We start from the raw sequence: 14138 nt of genomic DNA, 5'->3' as shown, positions 1-14138 counted from the left end.
CCAAAAAAGCTCGATCGTGATCAACGAAAATTGAGGTTTTCCATCTACAGCACGCTCTTTACTTAGAGGGCGTGGCAGCGAAGGATGATATGGCAGAAAAACAGTCAGCTGATAACGGATGAACATATGCTTTTAGGACTGGTTAACAGGTCATGAGACTGCTACCATAAAGACTGGTTAAATAGTCTTGGAGGGCCTATGCCACACATCATCCTGAGTGATACCAGCGCCAGCGTAAGTGAGCTGAAAAAAAATCCGATGGCTACCGTAAGCGCCGGTGACGGTTTTCCTGTCGCCATTCTGAACCGAAACCAGCCCGCATTTTACTGCGTGCCGGCTGAACTCTACGAGCAAATGCTGGATGCCATTGACGATCAGGAACTGGTCCGACTTGTCAGGGGGCGTGGCCAGCAGCCGCTGCATGACGTTGATCTGGACGCCTTTCTGTGACCTACGCGGTTAAATTCAGAGAAGATGCTTTGAAAGAATGGCACAAGCTGGACAAGGCTATTCAGCAGCAGTTTGCCCGAAAGCTTAAAAAGTGTTGTGAGAACCCCCATATTTTTTCAGCAAAGCTCCGCGGCATAAAGGACTGTTACAAAATTAAACTCAGAGCATCCGGCTTTCGTCTGGTCTATCAGGTGACAGACGATGAGCTTATTATCGCAGTAGTTGCCGTGGGCAAGCGTGAGCGCAGCGACGTATACAAACTTGCCAGCGAAAGAATGCGCTAAACGGCCGGGCTAACAGGCCTGTCCATATATCCTGACACCCTGCTTCATACGGCAGGTACAGGTTAACCTCTATATGTTGTGGAACCCCCTCATCAGTTAATGCCGTTTCCGGCGTTAATAACTTCCGTTATAAAAGAGTTTCATTTCGGGTATGGCAGCCATCTTCAGCATTTCAAAGGAGTTTGCAGAAATCAGACTGCGCATAATTCTGCAGTCACTGACCAGCCAGACACTATGGGTATTTGCGGTGTAAACGATTATCGCCTGACGGCTCCGCCTCCTTCGTATAACAGTCTATGGACATGGCATCAGCACATCCGGTAAACAGACCTCACAGTCATGCCCGCGCGGCCGGGCTGCATAGCACAGGGCATTAATCCACACCATCACACCATAATGCTGTTGCATAAGGCGCCAGCATTTGCGAAAATTTCGAATAACAGGTACAGGAGGTGTTTAAATGACACAACTTCAGAATAAGCCTCCTTCTCTGCAGGAAGCGAAAATTGCGCGCCTGTGTAGCAGGGAGCTCTCCGCCGTCCTTGAAACACGCGCAGAGTCTCAGCAGGTTTCACTCACTGACAAAAGTGGCCGGATCCACAATGTCAGCATTCCGGTCAGCGCGCTTCGTATGCTGGTTGACGTGCTGACCGAACTCGGTAACGGGAACGCCGTGCGCCTTGTTCCGGTAGGGGCCGAAATGACTACGCAGGAAGTGGCCGACCTTTTAAATATTTCGCGTCCGACGCTGATTCGGCTTCTGGACAACGATGAACTGCCTTACCACCGTGCGGGAAACCGCCGTAAAATCCGCTACGTGGACGCGCTAGCCTACCGCGAAAAACTGATGAACCAGAGGCATGATGCACTTGTTGAGCTGGGCGCGCTCGACCAGGAACTGGGGCTAGGTTACGAATGAGTTCTGGCTATACCGTCATATTTGACGCCTGCGTTCTCTCCCCTGCACCTCTGCGCAGCTTCCTGATGCATCTTGCTGCCGGCGGACAGTTTCGCGCGAGATGTACGGAAGACATACACGAAGAGTGGATCCGTAACGTGCTGCTCAATCGCACCGAACTGAACCGGGCTCAGCTTCAGCGGGTCCGTGCCTTGATGGATCGCCACGTGCCCGATGCTCTCGTAACAGGGTATCAGTCTCTGACTGAATCCATCAGGGGATTGCCTGATGAAGACGATCGTCACGTTGTCGCTGCCGCAATCGTTGCCCAGGCTGAAGGCATTGTCACATTTAATCTGAAGGATTTTCCTGACGATGTTCTCGCAACCTGGAATCTGCGGGCGATTCATTCAGACAGCTTTATTACAGATCTGACCGAACTGGACATTGCTGTGGTTCTCGATGCCGCGCGCCGCCAGCGCGCCAGCCTGAAATCCCCGCCATTCACTCCTGACGAATTTCTGGACTGCCTGCTGAGCCAGCAGCTGCCGGAAACCGTTTCACGCCTGCGTCCTCTGACGGCACTGATTTAACAGGATTATTACTGCCAGTCCTCATCCTCCATCAGTCCGACCATGGCCCCGTTGTGCGCATCGACTCTGCGGATATAGCGCATCACCGTCTGCGTCTGTGTCCAGGTGCCTTCCTGCATAATCTGCGCGATGGAGACCCCTTTTCTCGCCATGTCCTGCGCGGCACCGACCCGGGCGCTGTGGCCGCTCCAGCTGGAGTAGCGTCCTTTATTCGTTTTCAGCGGAGTCACCGCACCCGCTTGACGTCGGGCACGCCGCCAGATGTCTTCCAGACACGGCGCGCTCATAGGCTCAGTTGCGACTGCGGTAACTTTGTTTGACCGGTGCACGGGGCAGAACAACACCGCATCAGGTTCGCCAGCCAGACCGGCGGCGTTGATCCACGCCATCAGCCGTCCGGAAGAGCGGGCACTGAGGGCCTTAACGATACCGCCCGACTGCAGGATGGTTTTGGTCCAGCCAACGTCCAGGAGGATGCGCCCGTCGGCCGCGCGTGAGATATCCCGCACCCGCAGCCGGGATATCTCACTCATACGCAGCAACGTGCCGTAGGCCACGTGCATGAAGGCGAGGTCACGCAGGTGCTGAAGCCGGGGCGAGTTGTTCCATGCCGCATCAAGACGGTTCAGATCCGGCCGGCAGAAGGGTACCGCCTGGCCGGTGCGCTCACCCGAGACGACGGCCGTACGGTTGATCTTCTTTCTGGCACGCACAACGTCAGGTGAAACGGTCGGAGGGACCAGTCCTGCGTTACGGTGTAACATGGCGATAAGCGCGGCGTGCACCGCGATGGTTGAACTAGCCCGCCCGGTGGCCTGCAGGTAAAGGAGGTAGTCATGCAAATCCGCGGGTGACATCGGCAGAAAGGTGCGCCGGTTTTCCTGCGACCAGCGCCAGCAGATCCGCATCACGCTCAGCAGCTGCCGCCACGTGTTAGGTGAAAATGCCTCGCGGTGCCGGACGAACGCGGCCAGCTTCGCGGTGAGATCCTCATCGTTGCTGCCGGTAAGGGCAACACCGTTAAAACCGGAGAGTTCGCTCATGTTGACCCGTTTCGCCCATTTATTAAGAGGCAACGCTACGTGAATTCTGAGAAAACGGCAGGGCAGTTATTCGCCAGAATTTACGTAGCGCTGCCGGAATTTTAGCCGTTTGCGCTCAGCGCCTGTTCAGCCGGGTGGGATCGAGGTTGCGCCGTTTCGTATAAATGGCCGCATAGGTCAGGATCCGCCACGGATCCTGATGATAGCGCGTTTCTGCGCCGGTGTCTGGCCTTATATAATGGTAATTATATAAGGTTAGTGAATTAAGGTAGTGGTTTGATGTAAGTTGAGGTTAAGAGCTGTAAGACTTCATATAACTACAATTATATGAATTTGGAGTTCGACCTATCGCCCGCATAAGCTTGGAGGATGCACGAAGTTGACTGATAAAAGGTTAAATATAATTATATATTGACAATCATAACTTAATAATTTAGTGGAATTTTAGTTCAGAACCAGATCTCACAGCAACATAGTCAAGAGGGTGAATAATGCTTATAAGAAATTCATCATCAAAAAATATATTATAAAATATCATTTTATTAGTTCCTTTAAAAAAAGACAACCTTTTGAGATTGACCTTGATTTAATCAGAAGTTAAGGCCAAGAAATTCAAAATAAAACTCTCTTCTTTAATATTTATCTTTGAGGGGTTGAATTACCAGGGGAATTTCGTAACATTCTTTTTTGTTTAATAGTTAACCCTTTGTAGAGATCGACCCAATACTTGTGTTTTGGTCTTTGAGGATAAATATGTTCAACAGTTTTGAAATCGCGTTCCTGTTCGACTTTAGAAAACTCATCCCAAGACAACTTATCTCTAAATTTTTAGTCTCAGATTTCAATTTATATTCATACTGATACAAAAAATAACGAATGCTTGGCCAAGTGTAGAAATCTCTATTTTTGAAGTTTTCCCTGACTGCGCCTGGGACATCTAAAAGTTTGATAAGAGTATCCCCCATAGATCTAATCTTTGAGGTGATTTGAGTAATGTCTTTATGTCGCTTTAAATACAGGGAAAGTGGAGTAATTCTCCAGCTTCACAAAGATACTGTCGATATATTAAAGTTTGGATCAATAATAACCGCTCGATGCTTTTTATGCATTGGACAATATCTTTACCTTGATAATTTCCGTTAAGAACCTCAAGTAAAAGTACACGTGTTTTTTGCCATCCACGAATTTTTATTATTTTAAGTCCATTAAATTTCCCGAGCAGGTTGGTAGTTAAAAGAAATGGAAATACCTTGTTAACAGTAACATATAAAAAATTTCATCTTAAGTGAAGCGTTTTTATACCTTCCACATTATTAAGTTACAGAAGCACATGTTTATCGAAGCCGTTGATTAAATGCAACTAAGTACGAATCGCTTATCTCAATTGAGGACAGATAAAAGATATGACTTAATCGCTTTAGGTTCGTAAAGTGATAATTGTAACAATAAGTAAATCTAACATATTTATGATGATTTACCCCAGCATCTTCGACTACTGCGGCGCACATGTTGTGACTAGGTATTATCAACATCAGTCATTTCTAATTCGAATTCTGCTCCAGGTCATACAATTCATCAGTGAATGCCGGATATCATAGCGGTTCACATACCGCCGTAGTATCTGGCGCAATGGATCCTGCCTGAAGCAATACGACATGCACGCATGTATCGTCACATCTTTTTGAATCGCTGCGCATTGTGCAAGAACAATGCCCTAAGCCGTCCGCCTGAAAGGCCTCAGCTTAACCTTCGATCGTACAGGGAGGATGTTCAGATAGGTCGGCCGAGACGTTTAAGCGTGGCTAAAAGTAAAATGTGGCCAAGCCTTCCTGTTTGTGGACTCACATTCATTTTGCGTGTATCACTTTTTCAATGCATTTGCATTACATAATGCAAATGCATTATCATTCTCCTGTTCGAAAATAAAATCACTCACAGTGTGTAAATCCTGGCGGATTGGTAATCCAGGCATTGTCTTAGATAGTGTGCCGGGTAGCGATGGAATAAATCTTCCGGCGAAGCATATTCGCCCCTTACGCTGAGGGATGGAAGTAAAGAGGTACACCGATGGCGACTAACTTAAATATGGCGGACGTATCACTGCGCGCTGAGTCACGGCTCACCGAACGCAGTCAGACCACGAACCCGGTAGCAATACGCGATGCCCTGCATCTGAAGCCAGGTGAGTATATCCACTATATATGATTCTAAAACGGATGCATATAAAGTGTTTATCGGGATGCTGAACGCGGGCCATCCTCCGGATAATTGGGATAAACTTCTACGTCAGGCAAAATCTGCAACTGCAGGATCATCAATTTCTGGCTTTCTCGCAGAGTAATTGACTCGGATCGTTTAATCGGACCTTATTCGAATTTCGGTTCAAAAAGGGGGAACTGTAAAAATCCGTTGCCAGAATAAACTCTGGTTACGGATTGATGTGGAATTAATTGATAACGGGAGGTGATAGGCTGATGGTAGTTTGAGTGCACGACCAGACACCATATTTAACATAAATAGCATTATGCGCCATTTAGCGGTAACGGCTAAATTCAGATGTCCGCCCCTGGCTATATTGAGATGTCCGCTTTATCTCCCTTTTTCAGAAGCTTACCGGCTGAGGACGCAACTGATGACGGCCTACGTTTCGGAGTGCTTTGCGATGAACGATGTTAACCGGCCTAGAGTAATTCAAGACGTTATCGACCTGCGGCTGACAACACATATTGCTGCTTAACGTCTGCGCATTCCGATGGAGCGGCACAGCGAAAGAACGGGCCGGACTAAATTGGTCCGGCTGTAAAAATCAGCGACCGTATGTTGAGCACCTAGCTGAGCGAGGAAGTGGGAGCTGCTGCGTCAGGGCCATGCATACCTTCCGACACATTTATGCCATGAACATGCTCAGCGGCGGTACGCTGCTCAAGGCGCTGCGGAGTCTGCTCGGGCAGTAGATAGCAAAATTGACGGAGATCTATACATGATGGATGTATTGGACATTGTGGCAATGCATCGGGTTCAGCCTCAGATACCAAGTGATGAAGCTGTTACGATTTTGCGTAAAGGTCAAACTAATTAATTTCTAATCTTCTGCTAGACGCGAATTTACAACAGGTGCATGATAATGTTGTTACTAGCATTATCTAATTATTATAAACTCTAAAAATTTTTATATTAACCAAGGGGATACGTTACTTTAAAGATCCTGGCGCCCATTAAATTAAGGAATCATATGCCGATTTTATCTCTGTTTAACCATAAAGGTGGTGTTAGTAAAACCACTACAACTTACCATCTTGGATGGATGCTTGCCAATATGGGGTTAAAAACCCTGATAGTTGACACCGATCCTCAATGCAATCTCACAAGTTTAATTATAGGTGATGATGAAGCAGAGGGGTTTTATAATGGAAAAGAATGCATAGATATTTACTCATGTATAGAGCCATTAGAGAAAGGTATGCTAGGAGGTGTAAAAAAAGCTAATCCCATCCCTACTAAAAACGAAAACCTATATCTTCTTTGTGGTAATTTGAAACTATCTGGTTTTGAGAATCAACTGGCATTTGCATTAACTGCTAGCGAAGGTATCCCTGCTGTAAGAAACATGCCAGGAAGTTTGAGTGAAGTTTTAAGGACAACCAAAAAAGATTATGATTTTGACTATATCCTTATCGATATGAGTCCTAGTGTAGGGGCCCTAAACCAATGTCTTTTCATGAGTAGTGACTATTTCTTAGTGCCTACAACCCCGGACTTCTTTTGTAAACAAGCCATAAAATCCTTATCAGAGGTTATTCCGAGCTGGAATAAATCTATTAATTCTTTCAGAAAAGAAGGACTGGCGTATCCTGTTCCAACGAATCCACCAAAATTCATTGGATTCCTTTCACAAAAATATCGACCACGAAGTAATGCGCCAGCGAAATCCTTTCAAAAATGGATTGATGTCATACATAGCTCAGTACATAACGAATTAGTACCAGTATTGCAAAAAGAAAAAATGATTATAGACACAGATGGGGCTGAATGTTTTTTTGAAAATAATGAGCCTTATAATATTGTTAATATATCTGATTTTAATTCTCTGATTGCTCAATCGCAAAAGCATAAGACTCCAGTTTTCGAATTAGTAGATGCGGAGATTGAACAGGGCGGTAAAATTTTAGTCAATATGAAAAAAGTCAGGATGATTTTAGGAAGGTTTTTGAAGAGTTTGCTAAGAAGATTGTAGCTCTCACTAAAATACCTTCATAGTTTTGCATGTTTTTCATGATATTTTCGCCCGTCATTCGGGCGAATATTAATAAAAGGTTTTCACGGAATGAACACTTTGAAGTATTGTTATTTCGCCACTCTTGAAATCTAACTAAAATAATACCAGATAGTATCTGACTTTGCTTTTCATTTTTTTGACCGCTTTGTATAGGCTTTCCGTTTTTAAAAATTTGAAAAAAGGTAGTCAGGGGAGATTAACAGCACGAATAACAACATCTGGTATCCGATCATAATTACGTATTTCCTTTCTAAGCATAAACGGATCTGTTGCGGCTCGCTTCCCCCCTGCCCCGCCTGCTGTTTTGTTTAGTTTTAAGGCATATTTCCAGAAAGCGAAAATTGCGCTTGACCGCCCTGCGGATTTTCCGGCAGCATGCGATCTACTGATTCTCACGCCGGCTTCCAGCGAACTCTTCTCTGCGGTCGTATTTCTCATTTCTTCCAGGCATACAGCAAAGACATCTGGTATTGTGATGGCCGACTTTCGCTGATCCTCGAAGGCTGAGCTTTACCAGAATGTAAGCTAGTGAAAAGAAAATCATTACCCCTCTCATTTTTTTGAGACTATGGGATGGCCAAGTCTGACCGGATATTCCGTTGTCTGGAACATCACGCCTTTGATTCTGTAAAAAACAAGCCCACCGGCATCCAGCTGCAGTGAATAGTCTTTAAATCCGAAACTGTTTTTTCTTTTTAAGGAAATTCTTTCTGAATTATTTTCTATTTTATTAATTACCGGTTCTAACCATGAATGAGAGCCATATTCATCGTGATCGTATTCGAAAAGGCTTACGGAATAATGCTGGCCGTTACTGTCTGCATTCTGGACAGATGATGATTTACTAAAGAGGACAATATTGAAAGGATTTGAGTTTTTATTTTTTTCTGCGGTTTGCTGTGTTGACTTAAAACTGATTCCATCGAGATCATAGGCGACAGAAAGATACTCCGCTACCGCCTGAGTAATCAGATATTCATTATCTGAGTTTCCTGATACAGGCAGGGTCAGTTTGCGGGACAGCTTTCGCAGAAATGAAGCAGTACTTATTTTTTCTTCCATGTCGGGATCGAACAGGCTTCCGCTAACCTCTACCAGCCCATCCAGTGCAGACATTTCGAGGATGCGCAGCGGTTTCACAGGAATGAACCTTGCCACGACAACATAACTCCCCACGGCGGGCCTGACCTCCGCAATCGCGATATCCGGGGTGGTGGCCCCGTAAAAAACAGGGATCCCTTGCGCATTCATGCGCCCTGACGTTGCCTTAGAGTGAGGTGGAGGCCCGAAGTGTTTCTCAGGATGCTGAAGTGCCTCTTCAACTTGCTCGTAGCTGTCAAATTTTCTCGCCCTGAAAATGGTCGCATTACTGTCGATGAAAGTTACGGCATTTCTGCCCTGCACTGTCTGTAAATTTTCCAGTCCGTTGAAAATTCTCTCAAAGAAAAATTTCACATGATTATTGAAAAATCGTGCCTCACTCTGAAGTGAAGTCTTTACTTCATCCCATTTTTTTTCAAGTATCCCAGATGTGAAGTCTGTTCTTCTATATAAATAACTTTCATTGTAGGTATTTTCGTCATAATAATCGTTAAATTCTTCCTTTAAGGCCGCGTGAATGTCTTCTGAAATATCACCATCCACTCCTAATTCTTCGGAAATAATATCTTCAGCTGTATATCCCAGACTATACCCAGGATATAGATCGGCATCATAACGCACCCGATAAAACAGCTGGAAAACCCTGTGCATAGGTTCCACCAGTTCAGTGAGCGGTAAAGTTTTTTTTCTGGTATGACAGTAATTACAGCGATCTTCAGTGCTGCCAATTTTTTTGATCTCTTTACTAATATACGGATCTCCCACACAACTGTGGCAGATGTTTTTTTCCTCTTCCATGTAGCCTCCCAGTTTTTTTACCTTGCGTTACAGAATACATCTGAAACCTCTCTTTGGCATTTCCGTGTTCGGCCAGGCATGCAGCCAAGAGTGCCTGGCATGTCCCCTGCCCCGCCTTTCCCGGTATTTTCCTTATTACGTCAGCAGGTTACCGTGAAAAAAGCGTACGTTACGCACGCCATCGCCGCGCTGTTTAATCCTCTTCGTCCAGGTTATTCTCCTTATACGGGATAAAAGCCGGAAAACCGATCCGAGCAGGACCCGTGATGGATCGATTTATTCCCGTGGTTTTCGCTGGACTGACGGGGGAAAATACGTTCCACAACGCCAGGCAACGGAGATTGAAAGTTTGGGCACACATCAACCCCACGAAATGGCGCAGATTTCACGTAGCGACGCCACTAGTCATTTTTTAGCCGATACGGGCGCCGCACGCTACTTTGACTACGAAAGCGCGGTGGCGCTGCGCAATCTGGCAGCCGCGTACGGCACCGACATGCCCCGCTACCTGCTTGCCCCCGAGGTGGCCGTTCTGCTCTCAAAAGTACCCGATCTCCGAAAACGGCTGTTCATCGATGCACTGTGGAACACCGGCGGCCGGCTCAATGAAATCCAGCCGCTGGCCAGAGAGAACTTCGTGCTGAACGATCCGCTCACCGGCGCGCCACTCTCCTCGCCGTTCGTGGTGCTGAGGACGCTCAAGCAGCGCCGCCTCGAGGAGGCCGCGCGCGGGCGGTGCCGCTCACCGATCCGGGCTTTGTGCAGCGTTTAAGGGAGTGGTTTGCGACGGCGCAGCCGGCTGCGGACGCGCGGCTGTGGGATATAAAGAGCGAGGACACGGCGCGCAGCTGGATTTCACAGGCGGTTGCGTCCGCCGCGCGAGACGGTGTGACGTTTTTCATCCGGCCGTTGACGCCCGGACTCATTTGCCATGCATCTGGTGCAGCACCAGGTGCCGCAGAAGGTGAACCAGATGCTGATGGGCCACAGGGACGCGAAGTCTACCGAGTGGTATACGCGGGTGTTTGCGCTGGACGTCACCCGCCAGCTCGGCGTGCGGTTCTCTATGTATCCGGGCGAGGCCGCGCGGCGGCGGCTGCCGGGTACCGTTGTTTCACGGGGCTGACGGGAGGGGGGATGTCCATGCCGGCCGCTGCGGATCCGGACTCTGGCTCAGATACGAATCCCCTCCATGGCTGAGCCGATCCTGCTGCAGCCCGGATGCGTCTGTCTGGCGTAAGGGCTTTCTCCCTTCCCATGCCCGGACAGCGCCTCCGCTGATGCTGATCTGACAGGCGTCAATCCGGGTCACTCTTCTATCCTTTGCTGTCCAGCGCAAGGATCTGTTCGTTAAGAATTTCAGCATTCTTTTCCAGCGAGCCTATCTGTTCGCGAAGTGAGGTCGCCTGTGCCCCGTACTTGGAGGCCATTTCACAGGTATTTGAGAAAGCGCCGCCGTCATTCTTCTCACACTCTTTCTGGTAATAGGCCGCGGTGGAGCTTGTGTCATACAACTCCTTGTGCGTCTCAGTAATCCGGTTGCTGTTTGACAGAAGCGCCGCATTCAGCGCGCTAAGCCGTGACTCTTTCTGTTCTGCTGCCCGCCGGCGTTCCCCGCTGTCTGCAGCACTGAGCGCATTTTTCAGATCCTGATTTTCTTTCAGCGCTCCTTCATACCGCGCGCTGAGGGTGCTCATGCTGTCCCGCCAGACAGATGACATTTCGCTGACCCTTTTACTGATGCCCTCATCCCGGCTGGCCATTGCATTATCATAGCGCGCCTGCAGAACCTGCAGGTCCTGCGTCAGGTGCTGATTTTGCTGAACGAGGCCCTCTATCCGCCCCTTCATTTCGGTCAGGGTGGTGACGTTCAGGGCTGCATAGGTACTGGCAGCCGCGACGGCCATCAGTCCAGCCGTGCCGATGAGCCACGCCGCCACCTTATTTTTCATGATCCCGTCAGGGATCCATTCGATAATATTCAGCATATCAGTGTGTCAGTACGGAGAGAAAAACGAACTATATCAGAGGTCTTCTGCAAACATAAATTCAGCTAATGAACAGTTTAAACTCTCAGCTTTTATGATTTGCTGTTGAGTCAGCAGCGATACCGTCAGGTCGAATCCGATCCCGTTTACCCGGGCTGCAGAATGTGCCTGCATCTTTGTTCATATTGGCTGTGGCTAGCGGTCATGATAAGCGCAAGACGCCATAACTGCAGTTTGAAGTCGAATGCGCTATTTCTGTGGATTCAGGCAATAAAAATGCCCCATTATTAAGACGATGCCTGGCCATTCACCACGAAATCCCCTGAGCTGCTCCCCGTTGATTAATACACCCTGATGTTAGTAATGAGTACGCCCCCGTGCTGGTTTTAAATTACTGCACGCTAATCATCAGGCGCGCACGCAGCATTGCCTCAATCCTGTCGGCAATCTTAGTGAACACATAGACAATTACCATGTAGAACACCACTGCAATCAGGAAGGCTTCGAGATAGTAGAAGCTCAGTGCCGCCGTTAGTTGTGCCTGAGCAAAGATATCAACTACTTCGATGGCAAATGCCAGCGAACGCGCTTTCATGATCACTATAAAAGCATTTGCCAGATCGGGGATCGCCGCCACGATAATTTGCGGGAACATCACCCGACGGAATCGCTGTCCGCCGCTAAAGCCAAGCGACAAAGCGGCGTCGGATTGTCCTCTGTCGAACGAGTTTAGCGCACCTTCCACACTTCAGCTTGAAATGCAGCGACGCGGGCACTCAGCGCCACAATGATGATCATCCAGTTCGACAGAGAGTGGGCGTTATCCGATCTGGGGCGAGCGCATGCCTCACTCACCGCATATCGCAGTGCCCTCGCCATTATTTTGCGTTCTGCTGCCTCCACGGAATTGAGCCTGAAAAGGCCCGGTTTGAAGACTAGGCTGACTACATCAGCCTCAACTACTCGGCATGCCTTTTCACGCGGCCAGCGCCACGCTCCAGCTTCGCCTGTCAGCAATCCGCCTCTGGTAAGACTTTCTGACAAATCTGGACCTTTGCCAGGTTAAACCTCTGCCCCGCTCCGGCACTCTGAGTTCTGCCCGGGGACTGGTTCCCCGCGTCGTAAAGCTGGCTAGCATTCCTGATGATGCGCAGTGGCAGTCTTTTCTTTTTACTGCCGCAGCTTCCCCGCTTAGTGACCGCCTGATGCTGGCGTTGACCGACTACGGCGCGCTGCGGCGGTCTGAAGATTGCGTTAAGTAATCGGCCCTAGCCAGGACTCGCCGGTGAACCGGTTTCATGAACATCTGCCATGGAAGGTCCAGCTTACCTTTGCCTGTACGTCAATACGATCTGAATGCGATTCTCACTTAGTTTTTGTTTGCTTCCGTTTTTACCCGATTGCTGAGATCCGCATCACTTTCATAAATAGCCGTCTCCCTTACGCTTGCGGGCGAAGCGGAGGAAAGCGCATGTTTTTGGAAGAAAGACGCAGCCAAATTTTGCAATGGCTGGATGAACACGAACGCGTCACGGTGAATGGACTTGCAAGCGAACTTGGTGTGACAAGGGAAACCATTCGCACTGATTTGAGTGCATTGGCGCAACAGGGTTTAGTACAACGCTGCTATGGCGGTGCGATTGCCTTACGCCGTAATCTGCAAGAAAAACTCATCAGCGAAAGCGGTAACTTCGAAGTTTTGCTTCAACGTCTGCAATCACGCAAAGCATCGGTTAAATCGTCGGGTAAGCAGGGGAAAGTCTGCATCCTTGGCGCATTTAACGTTGATATCGTAGCGAAAGTGGCGTGCTTTCCACAAAGTGGCGAGTCACTGATGGCGTTGGGAAGCACGCTGGGACCCGGCGGCAAAGGTGCCAATCAGGCAATGGCCGCCAGCTGTGCCGGTACACGAGTCCATTTTGTTGCCAAAGTAGGGACTGACCAGTTCAGCCAGTTTGCATTCGATCACCTTTCAGCCTCCGACATTCACTCTTTCCGCCTCTACCAGACAGATACCGAACCCACCGGCAGCGCCATCATTTACGTCTCGCAGGAAAATGGCGAGAACATGATTGCGATCTACTCGGGTGCGAATAAAACCGTAACAGATGAAGAGATTGCCGAGTTAACGCACGAGTTAATGGATGCCGACGTGATGTTGCTTCAACTGGAAAACAATTTCGAGGCTACACGCAGCGCCATCCGTCTCGCCCACACTCTGGGCGTCCGCGTCATTATGAATCCCGCACCGTTTTCAGTCGACGTGATGAGTTGTTTGCCGATGATTGATGTTCTCACGCCAAACGAAACAGAGGCTTCGCGCCTGTCTGGCATTGAAATCGTTGATCTCCCGAGTGCACGTGCGGCGGCGCAGGCCATTATTGCGCTGGGCGCAAGGAGACTAATCATCACCATGGGTTCTCGCGGTGCTCTGCTGTTTGATAACCAACAATTCCACCATATTCCGGCATTTCCGGCGCTGAGCGTAGATACCACTGGTGCAGGGGATGCTTTCAATGGCGCGCTGGCTGCGGCCCTGGCTCAGGGACAAAGTCTGGTGCAGGCCGCAACCTGGGCCTCTGCCTTTGCTTCACTGGCTGTTGAGCGAGAAGGAGCAAGCAATATGCCCGATCGTCAGCAGGTGCTTGCCAGACTTCAACAACGATAAAACAGACAACTAATCACAGCGGCCTTCCGCTGGCAGGAG

The 14138-nt window shown here is 48.7% G+C and carries 13 protein-coding genes and 1 pseudogene; 9 read left to right on the top strand and 5 right to left on the bottom strand.

Annotation, left to right across the window (positions count from 1 at the left end; all coding sequences use genetic code 11):
- Nucleotides 1–198: 198 nt before the first annotated feature.
- The 4 genes from K7H94_RS22405 (at nt 199) to K7H94_RS22390 (ending at nt 2225) form a co-directional block, all read left to right on the top strand.
- Entirely contained in the window at nt 199–450 is a 252-nt protein-coding gene (locus K7H94_RS22405) for a type II toxin-antitoxin system Phd/YefM family antitoxin (protein ID WP_222952522.1), read from the top strand.
- Nucleotides 447–734 carry a type II toxin-antitoxin system RelE family toxin gene (locus tag K7H94_RS22400; RefSeq protein ID WP_222952521.1) on the top strand — a complete coding sequence of 96 codons (288 nt, stop codon included), beginning with the start codon at nt 447–449 and terminating at the stop codon, nt 732–734. Before K7H94_RS22405 ends, K7H94_RS22400 begins: the two co-directional genes overlap by 4 nt.
- A 460-nt stretch (nt 735–1194) precedes the next feature.
- Complete coding sequence (locus K7H94_RS22395) at nt 1195–1653, top strand: excisionase family DNA-binding protein (RefSeq protein ID WP_222952520.1); 459 nt, start codon at nt 1195–1197, stop codon at nt 1651–1653.
- Nucleotides 1650–2225: a VapC50 family PIN domain-containing toxin gene (locus K7H94_RS22390; RefSeq protein ID WP_222952519.1), complete on the top strand. Its 576-nt coding sequence runs from the start codon at nt 1650–1652 to the stop codon at nt 2223–2225. Before K7H94_RS22395 ends, K7H94_RS22390 begins: the two co-directional genes overlap by 4 nt.
- A gap of 8 nt (nt 2226–2233) precedes the next feature.
- On the opposite strand, the gene K7H94_RS22385 is transcribed toward K7H94_RS22390, so the two are convergent.
- On the bottom strand, nt 2234–3268 hold the full coding sequence (locus tag K7H94_RS22385) for a tyrosine-type recombinase/integrase (protein WP_222952518.1): 1035 nt from the start codon (nt 3266–3268) through the stop codon (nt 2234–2236).
- A 639-nt stretch (nt 3269–3907) separates the two neighbouring features.
- On the bottom strand, nt 3908–4081 hold the full coding sequence (locus K7H94_RS23340; RefSeq protein ID WP_222952517.1) for a DUF1524 domain-containing protein: 174 nt from the start codon (nt 4079–4081) through the stop codon (nt 3908–3910).
- Nucleotides 4082–5450: 1369 nt separating this feature from the next.
- Here K7H94_RS23340 and K7H94_RS22375 point away from each other — a divergent pair.
- Together K7H94_RS22375 and K7H94_RS22370 are read left to right on the top strand one after the other, a co-directional pair.
- On the top strand, nt 5451–5609 hold the full coding sequence (locus tag K7H94_RS22375; protein WP_222952516.1) for a type II toxin-antitoxin system YhaV family toxin: 159 nt from the start codon (nt 5451–5453) through the stop codon (nt 5607–5609).
- An 891-nt stretch (nt 5610–6500) separates the two neighbouring features.
- Nucleotides 6501–7502, top strand: a complete 1002-nt coding sequence (locus K7H94_RS22370) for a ParA family protein (protein WP_222952515.1) — start codon at nt 6501–6503, stop codon at nt 7500–7502.
- Nucleotides 7503–8096: 594 nt separating this feature from the next.
- On the opposite strand, the gene K7H94_RS22365 is transcribed toward K7H94_RS22370, so the two are convergent.
- Nucleotides 8097–9443, bottom strand: coding sequence for an RES family NAD+ phosphorylase (locus K7H94_RS22365; RefSeq protein ID WP_222952514.1), 1347 nt, complete (start codon nt 9441–9443; stop codon nt 8097–8099).
- 349 nt (nt 9444–9792) lie between these two features.
- On the opposite strand from K7H94_RS22365, the gene K7H94_RS23245 reads away from it, so the two are divergent.
- Nucleotides 9793–10215: a resolvase gene (locus tag K7H94_RS23245; protein ID WP_338047897.1), complete on the top strand. Its 423-nt coding sequence runs from the start codon at nt 9793–9795 to the stop codon at nt 10213–10215.
- Nucleotides 10216–10374: 159 nt separating this feature from the next.
- A complete protein-coding gene (locus K7H94_RS23240) occupies nt 10375–10569 on the top strand; it encodes a hypothetical protein (RefSeq protein WP_338047896.1) in 195 nt (64 codons plus the stop codon).
- A 190-nt stretch (nt 10570–10759) separates the two neighbouring features.
- Here K7H94_RS23240 and K7H94_RS22355 read toward each other — a convergent pair whose 3' ends face one another.
- The gene (locus K7H94_RS22355; RefSeq protein ID WP_222952513.1) at nt 10760–11431 is read right to left on the bottom strand and encodes a hypothetical protein; all 672 of its coding nucleotides are present in this window, start codon (nt 11429–11431) and stop codon (nt 10760–10762) included.
- A gap of 391 nt (nt 11432–11822) precedes the next feature.
- A pseudogene (locus K7H94_RS22350) lies at nt 11823–12253 on the bottom strand (ABC transporter permease subunit); the annotation flags it as partial.
- 649 nt (nt 12254–12902) lie between these two features.
- Here K7H94_RS22350 and K7H94_RS22345 point away from each other — a divergent pair.
- Nucleotides 12903–14099 (top strand): PfkB family carbohydrate kinase, encoded by a 1197-nt coding sequence (locus tag K7H94_RS22345; RefSeq protein ID WP_222952512.1) that lies wholly within the window; start codon nt 12903–12905, stop codon nt 14097–14099.
- Nucleotides 14100–14138 lie beyond the last annotated feature (39 nt).

It is taken from the genome of Pantoea dispersa (assembly GCF_019890955.1).
Classification (GTDB): Bacteria; Pseudomonadota; Gammaproteobacteria; order Enterobacterales; family Enterobacteriaceae; genus Pantoea; species Pantoea dispersa.
The sequence above is the reverse complement of the archived record's forward strand: the minus strand, read 5'-3'. Positions and strand labels throughout refer to the sequence as shown.

Coding starts and splice junctions, on each gene's coding strand:
- K7H94_RS23240 (WP_338047896.1), top strand. CDS start 10,375: ATGCATCTGGTGCAGCACCAGGTGCCGCAGAAGGTGAACCAGATGCTG.
- K7H94_RS22385 (WP_222952518.1), bottom strand. CDS start 3,268: ATGAGCGAACTCTCCGGTTTTAACGGTGTTGCCCTTACCGGCAGCAAC.
- K7H94_RS22355 (WP_222952513.1), bottom strand. CDS start 11,431: ATGCTGAATATTATCGAATGGATCCCTGACGGGATCATGAAAAATAAG.
- K7H94_RS22365 (WP_222952514.1), bottom strand. CDS start 9,443: ATGGAAGAGGAAAAAAACATCTGCCACAGTTGTGTGGGAGATCCGTAT.
- K7H94_RS22390 (WP_222952519.1), top strand. CDS start 1,650: ATGAGTTCTGGCTATACCGTCATATTTGACGCCTGCGTTCTCTCCCCT.
- K7H94_RS22405 (WP_222952522.1), top strand. CDS start 199: ATGCCACACATCATCCTGAGTGATACCAGCGCCAGCGTAAGTGAGCTG.
- K7H94_RS22345 (WP_222952512.1), top strand. CDS start 12,903: ATGTTTTTGGAAGAAAGACGCAGCCAAATTTTGCAATGGCTGGATGAA.
- K7H94_RS22395 (WP_222952520.1), top strand. CDS start 1,195: ATGACACAACTTCAGAATAAGCCTCCTTCTCTGCAGGAAGCGAAAATT.
- K7H94_RS22370 (WP_222952515.1), top strand. CDS start 6,501: ATGCCGATTTTATCTCTGTTTAACCATAAAGGTGGTGTTAGTAAAACC.